Raw genomic sequence first — 11005 nt, 5'->3', positions numbered from 1 at the left:
GTCACGTTGCCTTTTATCGGTGGTGAAGTTGTTATCTGTCACGCAAAAGGCCGCCCAAAGGCGGCCTTTTGCGTGATGGCAGACAGATTGCTGCGGTCCTGCGTGCTGCAGCAGTGCGCATGCACGGCAGATCAGCGCAGGTTCGCAGCCTTCTCCATCGAGACCGCCGCTGAGTGAGTGTCGCTCAGGCTGCGGGGTGGTAGCGCTCTGCGGCGTTCGCCTGCCGGATGTCCGACAGCAAGCCCTGGCGCGCGCCATCCAGTGCGTCCCAGCGTTCGGCCACGTGCAGCGGCGGGATAGTGACCAGTTCGCGGCGATCGAAGCCGACCAGCGCAGCATCGACCAGTTCGCCAACGTCCATCAGGTCGCTGAGCGTGTTGATGTCGATACCGGCGCGCTCCCAGATTTCGGTGCGGGTCCCGGCCGGCAGCACGGCCTGCACATACACGCCCTTGGCTCCCAGCTCCACGTGCAGGCCCTGCGACAGGAACAGCACGAAGGCCTTGGTGGCGCCATAGACGCTCATGCCGAATTCGGGCGCAAGCCCCACGACCGATCCGAGGTTGACGATGGCGCCGCTGCCGGACTGCGCAAAGCGCGGCGCAACGGCGGCAGAAAGGCGAGTCAACGCGGTGATGTTGAGCGCGATCAGGCGGTCGATCGCCTCGGCGTTTTGCTGCACGATGCCGCCCGATTGCGCGATGCCGGCATTGTTGACCAGGACGCCGATCTGCGCGTCGTCGCGCAGGCGGGTTTCCACGGCGGTCAGATCGGCGGGCTGGGTCAGGTCGGCCTGCAGCACATCGACGTTGACGTGGTGGCCGTCGCGTAGGCGCGCAGCCAGGGCATCCAGGCGTTCCTTGTCGCGTGCAACCAGCACCAGATTGTGTCCGCGTTGGGCGAAGCGTTCGGCATAGACGGCGCCGATACCGGTGGAGGCGCCAGTGATGAGGACAGCGGGAAGTGCGGTCATGGAAGTTCCTTGCGGTTGGAAAAGGTCAAATTGCCCACGGCTTGGGAGCGAAGCGAAGCGGCGCGCAATGGCGGTGTTTGGAGGAAGTGAGGCAAAGATTACGAGCAAAATCTAAATTGTCAATGCTTTGATTATGACCAACATCAAAGTATGCTGAGGGCTGTCCCAGTCCCGCACATCCCCGGAGGGTCCAACAATGAAAGTGACCAAGGCACAGGCGCAGGCGAACCGTGCGCACGTCGTCGAAACGGCCGCGGTGCTGTTTCGCGAGCGCGGCTATGAAGGGATCGGCATCGCCGACTTGATGGCCGCTGCAGGGTTCACCCATGGTGGGTTCTACAAGCAGTTCCGCTCCAAGGCGGATCTGATGGCCGAATCGGCAGCCTGCGGTCTGGCCAACATCGCTGCACAGTCCGAGCGTGCGGACAAGACCGATTTCGTGAATTTCTATCTATCGCGCGGGCATCGCGACAACCCCGCCACCGGTTGCACGATGGCGGCGCTGGGCGCCGACGCCGCCCGTCAGCCGCAGGAAGTGCGCGAAGCGTTTGCTGCCGGGGTGGAAAACATGTTGGCTGCGCTCGACCGCAGCGGGGCTGCGCCCGGCACTGCCGAAGCGGCACAGGAGCGCGCCAGCAACCTGGACATGATGGCGCATGCGATCGGCGCCATCGTGCTGTCGCGCTCGTGCCCGAACGATTCGCCACTGGCCGACGAAATCATTGCGGTGTGTCGTGACCAGATCCTGTCGTCGTTGCAACCATCCAACTAGCCCGCACAGGTGCATCTGCGTGTGGCGCGATTGCGGGTTTGCCGGTAACGCCGCGTGTTGAGAGACGCGCGCGTACTGATACGCCGCGTAACGCGCGAGCCGTCCTGCAGATCCGTCAGCCGTGTCACGTGCCTGGCGCGACGCCGTTGATGTCGCTGCACTCAAAATTGCTGAGAAAACACACCGTCTGAGCAGGCATCCAGGCGATCAACACCGTCCGCTTCAAGCGGACCCAGGCAAGCCTGCTGCTGCAGTAAATCAACACGCCTTGCACCGCCATGACCGCTGATCCCTCACCGCACCGCCATCTCACTCGGCCATCTCGCTCAGCTACGGCGTGATCGTCAACCGACCGCCCCGTCACTCACCGCAATCTAAGGACGCGCTCACCCGCAGCCTCCATCCAAACAGGACAAGGTCATGACCTTCAATGCATTGCTTGCCACGCAAACCAGCGAGACGGTGACCACCGAACTCGTGCAGTTCAACGAAGACGATCTCATGCCGGGCGAGGTGACGATTGCCGTCGACTATTCGACCGTCAACTACAAGGATGCGCTGGCGGTCACCGGACGCGGCCCGATCATTCGCCGTTTTCCGCTGATTCCCGGTATCGATCTAGCCGGTGTGGTCGAAGCGTCCAGCTACTCGGGGATTGCGGTGGGAGACCGCGTGCTGGTCAATGGTTGGGGCTTGAGCCAGACCCATCACGGCGGCTATGCGCAAAAGGCGCGGGTGCCTGGCGATTGGTTGATCAAGATTCCAGCGCCATTTTCCACCCACGATGCGATGGCGATCGGCACGGCCGGCTATACCGCCATGCTGGCGGTGATGGCGCTGGAGCACGGCGGGCTGACGCCCGAACGCGGCGACATCCTGGTCACCGGCGCAAATGGCGGCGCCGGTTCGGTGGCCATCGCCCTGCTGGCAGGGTTGGGCTACCGCGTGGTCGCTTCCACCGGCCGGCTGCAGCAGGCCGCATATCTGCACAGCCTGGGCGCTGCAGAAGTCATCGACCGCAGCAGTCTGTCCGAACCCGGCGCGCCGATCAGCAAGGAGCGCTGGGCAGGCGTGGTGGATGGGGTGGGCAGCCATACGCTGGCGAATGCGCTAGCGCAAACGCAGTATCGCGGCGTGGTGACCTCCTTCGGCATGGCGCAGGGTGTGCAATTGCCGGCCTCGGTGCTGCCTTTCATCCTGCGTAACGTCACGCTGGCCGGCATCGATTCGGTCAACGCGCCGCAGGCGGTACGCCTGCAGGCTTGGTCGCGTCTGGCGCGCGATCTGGAGTTGGGAAAGCTGGCATTGACCACGACGACAGTCGGGCTGGCGGAGGTGCCGCAGATTGCCGCCCAGCTGCTGGATGGCAAGGTGCAGGGGCGTACCGTCGTGGATGTGAACGCATGAGCGCGCCCACTGCATCGCGAGCGTTCCGCTATCTGGCCACGCTGTCGGCGCTGTTGTTTTTCGCGTTGGGCGCGGCCTGGTTGCTGGCGCCTGCGACCATGCTGGCCAACTGGGGACTCGCCTTCGACAGCAATGCGCTGGGGGTGGTGGGCCGACGCGCCGCGCCGATGTATGCGGCCATCGGTGTGATGCTGTTGCTGGTGCGTGCTGCACCGCCATCGCCGGGGCGCCGGGCCGTGATTGCCGGCTTTGCCACCGCGTGCTTGTCGCTGGCAGTGCTGGGCGTGTCGGAATGGGCTGCCGGGCATGTCAACGCCGGTATTTTTGCAGCGGTTGCCATTGAAATCGGGCTTCCGCTGGCGTTCCTGTTGGTCACGCGTGCAGAGGCCGCGCAGCGACGCGCCAACCTCGCGCGTTGATCGATGCATGACGGCAGCCTGTTGCGTGCCGTCATGCAATCGAAGGGCAGGCATAGGTGTGATGGCTGGCTACCCACTGTGGTCAGCAGCTGGCAATACCGCATGCTGGCGAGTGCAGGGGCTTCGGTGTAGCTGCCGATATCGGCTAACGGCGGTGACGCGATCGGTGTGTCAGCCGCGCGACGCCCGGTGTCCGCTCATTTCCTGCCCGGCGTTCTTGTCGAAGCGCAGATGCCACCAGGTGGCGCTGAGCGAAATCAGGCTCACCAGGCAAAACGCCAGCGAAAAATCGCCTTGCGCCGGTTGGGTGTGATCGCCGGCCAGCATCGCCAGTTTGAGGATCATCGCGCCGGCGCACACGCCCACCGACAGCATCAGCTGCTGCAAGGTGGTGTACAGGCTGCTGGCGGGGCTCATGCGCGCGCTGGGCACGTTTTCGTAGGCGATGGTGTTGTAGGCGGCGAACTGGAACGACATGAAGGCGCCGCACCACAATAGCAGGCCGAATATCAGCGCCTGCGGCCAGTCGGGCCGGAACAGCGCACACACCATGTAACCCAGGCTGGCCAGGATGCCGTTGCCGATCAGGCTGTTGCGGTAGCCGAAGCGGCGCAGCAATTGCGGCGTGATGCTGCGCATCAGCAACGCACCGAGTGCGGTGGCCAGAATCAGCCGCCCGCTGTGCGCAGCGCTGAAACCGAAGCCGATCTGGAACAGCAACGGCAACAGGAACGGCTGCGCGCCCTGGGTGATGCGCATCAGCGCACCGCCGATCACCGACAGCCGGAACGAGTCGATGCGCAGCAGGGTCAGATCCAGCAGCGGTGCCGGGTGGTAGCGCGCATGCCACAGATATCCCAACGACGCGGCCGCGCCGATGGCCAGCAACCAGCTGGCCATGCCGATGCCGTCCTGCTGGCTGACCATTTCCAGGCCGAACAGCAGGCAGCCCAGCGCGATGCCGCACAATACGAAGCCGCGCAGATCGAAACGTGCCGGTGCGGCGTCGGTAGGAATTTCCGGGATGAAACGGCGCACCAGCAAAAAGCCGGCGATGCCGATCGGCACGTTGATGTAGAAGATCCAGCGCCAATCCAGATACGACACGAAAAAGCCGCCCAGCGGCGGACCCAGCATCGGGCCGATGAAGGCGGGCACGAGCGTCCAGGCCATCGCCGACACCAGATGGCGGCGCTCCACGGTGCGCAGCAGGATCAGGCGCCCGAGCGGGGCCATCATCGCGCCGCCGGCGCCTTGCAGTACGCGCGCGGCCACCATGGTGGGCAGGCTGTCGGCCAGCGAACACAGGATCGAGCCGCCCACGAATACCCAGATCGAAGCGCCGAACACGCGGCGCAGGCCGAAGCGGTCGGCGATGGCGCCGCTGGCCGGGATCAGCACCGCCAGCGCCAGCAGATAGCTGGTCATGGCGATGCTCATGGCTGGCGCGGCCACCCCGAAGTCGCGCGCCAGCGTCGGCAGCGCGGTCGCCAGCACCGTGGCGTCCATCTGCTCCATGAAAATGGCGCACGCCAGGATCAGCGAAATGATGCGGTAATCGGGATAACGCGGCGGCGTCACGCCGGCCTCGGACACGCTGGAAGACATCGGGCTCTCGGTTGCCGGGCCGTCTCCGCGGCGCCCGAAAGCGCGGGATTAGCCCGCGTCGCACGGTGTTGTGCGGCGCAACAACAGGCATTGTCCGCCTGCGTGGTACGCGGTTCAAGCGCGTGGCGGCAACGCTGCGTGCGGTTGGGAGTGCGGTTTGTGCGACGGTTGCGGTGCGAGCCGCCGCGTGTGGCGGGGTGGTGTGTCGTCGTTAGTGGTTTGATGCAGCGCACCGGATCGCTGCGTGCTCTGTCGCTGATGGTCGTGTTTTCAGCGCAAAGCAGCTGCCAGCGTTCGAGCCGGCCGTGTGGCAACGCGTGCGGTGAAGCAACCGTATTGTGGGAGGGCGATATTTGGGGGGCGATGGCTCCGTCGTACCCTCATCCGGCGCTGCGCTACCTTCTCCCGATGGGAGAAGGGCATGATGTGCATGCCGATCGTGCTTCGCTCGCGAACAGCAACAGCAACAGCAACAGCAACAGCAACAGCAACAGCAACAGCTCTCGCGAACAGCAACAGCTACACCAAGCAGCAATCAGCACGCGGCAAGCAATATGCAGCTGGCAACGCTTGAAGCGCCGGATCAGCGCTGTGCGGTGCGACTGTCCCAGGCGTCCTTGATCTCCAGGATCCGTGGCAGGGCATTGCGGAAATGCTGCACCAGACGCGGTTCCAGTTGCTTGCCCGACATGCTTTCGAGCTTGCGCATTGCGTCTTCTACCGTCCACGGTGCCTTGTATGCGCGCCGCCCGCACAGCGCGTCGAACACATCGGCCACTGCCACAATGCGGGCCGATTCCGGAATGGCCTCGCCGGCCAGGCCGCTGGGATAGCCGCTGCCGTCCCAGCATTCGTGGTGATGCAGCGCGATTTCGGCGGCCAGCTGGAACACCGGTCCGCGCCCGTGCCGCAGCAAGTCGTGCCCGGCTTGCGGGTGTTGCCGCACCACCGAGCGTTCGTGTTCGTCCAGCGTGTCGGGCTTGTGCAGGATGCTGCCGGGCACGGCGATCTTGCCGGCGTCGTGCAGCGGCGCGGCATCCTGCAGTGTCTGCGCCTGTTGCTGCGACCAGCCGGCGGCTTCGGCCAGGACGCGGGCATACACCGCCATGCGCCAGATGTGCGCGCCGGTGTCCGCGTCCTGACCCTGGCCGGCAGTGCCCAGCAGATGGATCGCGTCGCGGTATTGCTGTGCCAGGCGCGCGTTTTCGGCCAGCCTGAGCTGGGTGTTGATGCGCGCCTTGAGCAGGGCCGGCGAGTACGGTTTGCTGACGTAATCGGCCGCGCCCGCATCCAGCCCGGCGCGTTCGTCGTGCTCGCTGTTGCGCGAGGTCACGAACAGGATCGGGATGGCATTGCTGGAGGGTTGCTGCTTGAGCGTGCGCGCCACCGCGTAGCCATCCATGTCGGGGAGCTCGACATCCAGCAGGATCAATGCAGGCGCATGGCGCGCCACCGCATCCAGCGCTTCGCCGCCGGTTTTGGCGAACACCAGCGGAAAGTCGTCACGCAACAGCTGGCGCAGGGTCGCCAGGTTGCTGGACTCGTCGTCGACACACAGCAGGGGACGGGACGGCATGGGTGGTCCTTGCCGACGGCACGGGAGATCGCCGTCAGCGTGGGTGGGTGGCCTGCCAGTCGCGCAGGGTGGCCTGGGCGCGACGGAAGTCGAAATCTTCCACGGCGCGTTGCAGTTCTTCCTGCAATGTCGGTGGAAGGTGCGATGCGCAGCTCAGCAGCGCCTGGTCGATCTTGTCGGCGTCGTCGGTGGACAGGGCGAGCTCCAGGATCCGCAGGCTGTCGGCGTCCAGCACCACATCGTCGTCGTTGGCTGCCGCGGTGGCGTGGTCGTGTTGCAGAAAAGTGCCAATCGCCTCGGCGGTGCGTTGCATGACGTCCTTGAGCGCGATCAGCGAGGCGGTGATGTCGTGACCGTCTTCGATGCGCGTTTCAAGATCGCTTGCCGCCCCGGCCAGCGCCGGCAGCGCGAGTGAGCCCGCCGCACCACGCAACTTGTGCGCCATTGCACCGATGGCCGGCAGTTCGTTGCGGCGCAGGTGTTCGGCTGCGACTTCGGCCGGGTCGGGGTTGTCGCGCAGCAGCTTGCTCAGATAACGCGCATACGGCTCGCGCTCGCGCCAAAGGCTGTGCGCGCGTGCGGCGTCCAGCAGCTCGGGATCGTCGTGCTGCCACTCGGGGCCGATGGCCAGGTCGGTTTCGTGCGGCAGCGAGGGAATGCGCTTGATCCCGGGATGCATGAAGTGACGGATGGCGGCAACCAGTTCCTCGACATTGAACGGTTTGGCGATGAAACCGTTCATGCCCGCTTCCAGCGCTTTTTCCTGTTGCGGGCGGAATGCGCCGGCTGTCAGCGCGATCACCGGCAGGCTGGCCAGGGCAGGGATCTGCCGCAGTCGGCGGGTGGCTTCGTAGCCGTCCACCACCGGCATCTGCACATCCATCAACACCAGATGGAACAGATCCGGCGCGCGCTTGAGAGTGTCGACCGCTTGCTCGCCATCGTGGGCGACGGTGACCATGGCGCCTTCGCCCTCGAGAATGCGCTGCGCCACCTCGCAGTTGATCTCGCTGTCGTCGACCAACAACAGATGCGTGCCTTCCAGCCGCCGTGCCACGAAGGTGGGCGTGACCGGGCGCGCTCCCGGACGCTCGCCGACCAGCTGTTCCACCAGACGATGCAGTGCGGCGCTGGTCACCGGCTTGGTCATCACCGCGTCCAGATCCTGTTGCTCGGGATGCTGCTCCAGCAAACGTCGCTCGTAGGCGGTGACCATCACGATCACCGGATGCGGACCAGGGGCGGCACGTACGCGGATTTCGCGCGCGATCGCCACACCATCGATGTCGGGCATGCGCCAGTCGAGCAGGAAGATGTCGTAGGGCTCGCTGGCCTGTTCGATCGCCTGCAGCGCGGCCTGGCCGCTGGCCACTGCATCCACGCGCCAGCCCAGGTCGGTGGTGATCCGCACCAGATTGCTGAGCGCGGCATCGTGGTCGTCGGCGATCAGCACGCGCGGCATCGCTTCCGGCGGCAGCGCCGGCAGATCCTGCTGCGCCTTGGGTGGTGCGGCTTTTTCCAGGGTCACCACGAAATAGAACTCGCTGCCACGGCCGGGCACGCTTTCCACTTCCAGCTCGCCACCCATCAGCTCGATCAGCCGTCGGCTGATGGTCAGCCCCAGTCCGCTGCCGCCATAGCGCCGGCTGGTGGAGGTATCGGCTTGCAGAAACGGCGAGAAGATCAGGCTCTGCTTTTCCTTGGAAATGCCGATGCCGGTGTCGCGCACGGAGAACAGCAGCTTGACCTTGTTCGGATCGCCGCTGGGGAAACGCCGCACCGACAGCACAACTTCGCCCTGCTCGGTGAACTTGATCGCGTTGCCGACCAGATTGACCAGCACCTGGTTGATGCGCAGCGCATCGCCCAGTAGCCAACGGCTGTCGCGCGGCAACGGCTCGACGATCATCTCCACCGGTTTGGCGCTGAGCGAGGAGCGCATCAGGTCGGCGATGTTGTCGAACAATTGATTGAGATCGAACGGTGCGCGTTCCAGATCGATGCGTCCGGCCTCGATCTTGGAAAAGTCCAGAATGTCGTTGATGATTTCCAGCAAGGTGCGTGCGGAGCGGTCGATCTTGGTGACCATGTCCTGCGCCGCGCCGGGGAGCTCGCTGCGCTGAAGCAGATACAACATGCCCAGGATGGCGTTCATCGGGGTGCGGATTTCGTGGCTCATGTTGGCCAGGAAATCGGACTTGGACTGATTGGCGCTCTTGGCCGCATCCATCGCCAGGCGCAGCTGTTTTTCGTGCATCTTCTGCTCGGTGAGATCCACCGCGACGCCGAGGTAACCGATGACCTGATCGTTGTCGTCGCGCAGGGTGCTCAGGGTCAGCAACACCGGCAGGCGGCGACCGTCGTGACCGACATAGGTCCATTCGCTGGTGTCGCTGCGGCCCAGGCTGGTGAGCGCGGCCACCGCTTCCAGCGTGTGCGCCACCGGCACCCCGGTCTGCTCGGACAGCAGGTGCGCGCGCTCCTGCAGTTCTTCCGGTTCGACGAACTGGCTGGCCTTGCGCCGGCCGATCACGTCCTCTGCGTTATAGCCGAGCAGCTTTTCTGCGGCGCGATTGAACAGCGTGACAAAGCCGCTGGAATCGGTGGCGATGATGGCGTACCCGGCATGCGCCAGGATTGCGCGCTGCAAGACCGAGAATTTGACCAGTTCGCTGGTGCGCTCGGCCACCTGATGTTCGAGTGAGGCGTTGAGGTCGAGAATGCGTTGATGCGACCGCACCCGCTCGGAGATATCGCGGAAAAAGTGCGAGTGCCCGCTGAGCGTGCCATCCGGTTCGATGATTGGCGCCTTGCTCGCCAGCACATGCACCTGATGGCCATCGCGGTGCCGCATGCTCTGTGCGGCCGAGGCATTGGTCGGGTACGCTTCATCGGCGTGCTCGATCTGCGGCATCGCATACGGTTGCGGCGACAGCAGCAGCGTCAGGTCCTGATCGATCGCGTCCTCGGCGGTGTAACCGAACATCGCTTCTGCGGCCGGGTTCCAGTGGGTGATGCGGCCATCCGGAGTTTCGGCCACGATGGCTTCGCTGGAATGGCTGACCAGTGCGGCCAGCTCCATCTGTTTGCGCAACACCTCTTCACGGCGTAGCCCGTTGCTGAAGTACAACCCCAGCAAGGCGGCAAACAGGGTGGACGCTGTCATGACCAGGCCGCCCACCAGCCACGGCGAGGTCTGATTGAGCGAGGCCACAAAGCTGGCGGTGGGATGGGCGGTGATGACCCAGGTGCGCCCGTAAATCGGCAACAGCTGCACCACTGGCCGCCAGCGCGCGCTGTCGCCGGCTGGGTTGCCGCTGCGGTAGAAATTATGGGTCGGCTCGTTGCGATCGGACAGATCCAGCGCTACGTCGTCGCGTTCGCCCAATGCGCTTTTCACCATCTGCTCGACGCTGAAAGGCGCGTACACCCAGCCGTTGGTGGCAGCCATGCGCTGTTGCGGCGTTTGCAACGGCATGCCCTCGCGATACACCGGCAGCAACACCAGAAAGCCGCTCTCGGTGGGCACGCGATAGCCCGACAACGAGACCGGCGAGGTCATGATCGGCTCGCCGCTGCGCGCGGCCTGCAAGGCGGCGGCGCGGCGGCGCGGTTCGGATGCGATGTCCAGACCGATAGGTCGGTTGCCCGATGACTCCGGTTCGAAGTACAGCACGATATAGCGTTCGCCATCCCACGGCGCCAGCAAGCGGCGGTGGATATCCGGCGCTCCGTCGGCACGCGCGGTCTGCAAGAACGCGTCCTCGTCGGCAGGCGCGACCCGATGGATATAACCGTAGCCCAGCACGCCGGGAAACTCGCGCGCGTAATCGCGCGAGCGGCTGTACAGGGTGAAGCGTTCTCGACTGATGACTCCGCTGCCGGCACCGATCACCGCGCCGCGCGCGCCGCGCAAGCCGTGCTCGAAGGCGTACATGCGTTCGCTGATACTGCGCGCGAGAGTGCGCACGACATATTGAAAACGTTGCTCGCGCTCGAGCTCGTTATGCCGTTGCAGCCAGACCCCCGTGACGATGGCGGCAATCAAACCTGCGGTGAGGATCAGCAGTGCGCTGATAAAGGCGCGGCGCCCGTATTTCCTGCGCAGATCCCAGCGGCCATTCGGCATTTTCGTTCCTTCGCCTTGCCTGTTGCGTGCCCAGTGTCCTGGCCGACGGCAACGTCGACCGCGTGGTACCGCCTGACGATCATCCGGCTGCGTGCAGTCTCCCCAGTTGCTGCACGCTAGC

9 protein-coding genes are annotated in these 11005 nt (G+C 64.9%); 4 read left to right on the top strand and 5 right to left on the bottom strand.

Annotated elements, in window-relative coordinates:
* Positions 1-184 precede the first annotated feature (184 nt).
* Positions 185-973: an SDR family NAD(P)-dependent oxidoreductase gene (locus ACCQ06_RS13720; protein ID WP_104616601.1), complete on the bottom strand. Its 789-nt coding sequence runs from the start codon at positions 971-973 to the stop codon at positions 185-187.
* Positions 974-1169: 196 nt separating this feature from the next.
* On the opposite strand from ACCQ06_RS13720, the gene ACCQ06_RS13715 reads away from it, so the two are divergent.
* A complete protein-coding gene (locus ACCQ06_RS13715) occupies positions 1170-1745 on the top strand; it encodes a TetR/AcrR family transcriptional regulator (protein ID WP_104616602.1) in 576 nt (191 codons plus the stop codon).
* A 124-nt stretch (positions 1746-1869) separates the two neighbouring features.
* Here ACCQ06_RS13715 and ACCQ06_RS13710 read toward each other — a convergent pair whose 3' ends face one another.
* Positions 1870-2025: a hypothetical protein gene (locus ACCQ06_RS13710; protein ID WP_228323782.1), complete on the bottom strand. Its 156-nt coding sequence runs from the start codon at positions 2023-2025 to the stop codon at positions 1870-1872.
* Positions 2026-2165: 140 nt separating this feature from the next.
* Here ACCQ06_RS13710 and acuI point away from each other — a divergent pair, with 140 nt between their 5' ends.
* Together acuI and ACCQ06_RS13700 are read left to right on the top strand one after the other, a co-directional pair.
* Positions 2166-3152: an acrylyl-CoA reductase (NADPH) gene (acuI, locus tag ACCQ06_RS13705; protein WP_104616603.1), complete on the top strand. Its 987-nt coding sequence runs from the start codon at positions 2166-2168 to the stop codon at positions 3150-3152.
* Positions 3149-3571 (top strand): hypothetical protein, encoded by a 423-nt coding sequence (locus tag ACCQ06_RS13700; RefSeq protein WP_104616604.1) that lies wholly within the window; start codon positions 3149-3151, stop codon positions 3569-3571. Before acuI ends, ACCQ06_RS13700 begins: the two co-directional genes overlap by 4 nt.
* A 171-nt stretch (positions 3572-3742) precedes the next feature.
* On the opposite strand, the gene ACCQ06_RS13695 is transcribed toward ACCQ06_RS13700, so the two are convergent.
* On the bottom strand, positions 3743-5179 hold the full coding sequence (locus tag ACCQ06_RS13695) for a DHA2 family efflux MFS transporter permease subunit (protein ID WP_316686414.1): 1437 nt from the start codon (positions 5177-5179) through the stop codon (positions 3743-3745).
* A gap of 430 nt (positions 5180-5609) precedes the next feature.
* On the opposite strand from ACCQ06_RS13695, the gene ACCQ06_RS13690 reads away from it, so the two are divergent.
* Positions 5610-5753 (top strand): hypothetical protein, encoded by a 144-nt coding sequence (locus ACCQ06_RS13690; protein WP_316686412.1) that lies wholly within the window; start codon positions 5610-5612, stop codon positions 5751-5753.
* A gap of 9 nt (positions 5754-5762) precedes the next feature.
* Here the strand turns inward: ACCQ06_RS13690 and ACCQ06_RS13685 are convergent, their stop codons facing one another.
* Both ACCQ06_RS13685 and ACCQ06_RS13680 read right to left on the bottom strand, forming a co-directional pair.
* On the bottom strand, positions 5763-6755 hold the full coding sequence (locus tag ACCQ06_RS13685; RefSeq protein ID WP_104616606.1) for an HD-GYP domain-containing protein: 993 nt from the start codon (positions 6753-6755) through the stop codon (positions 5763-5765).
* 34 nt (positions 6756-6789) lie between these two features.
* Positions 6790-10884: a CHASE domain-containing hybrid sensor histidine kinase/response regulator gene (locus ACCQ06_RS13680; protein ID WP_228323786.1), complete on the bottom strand. Its 4095-nt coding sequence runs from the start codon at positions 10882-10884 to the stop codon at positions 6790-6792.
* Positions 10885-11005 lie beyond the last annotated feature (121 nt).

Origin of the sequence: Xanthomonas sp. NCPPB 4467 (assembly GCF_041475665.2) — a bacterium.
GTDB classification, from domain to species: domain Bacteria; phylum Pseudomonadota; class Gammaproteobacteria; order Xanthomonadales; family Xanthomonadaceae; genus Xanthomonas; species Xanthomonas dyei.
Note: the sequence above shows the minus strand (reverse complement) of the source record. Positions and strands in the feature narration are given on the sequence as shown.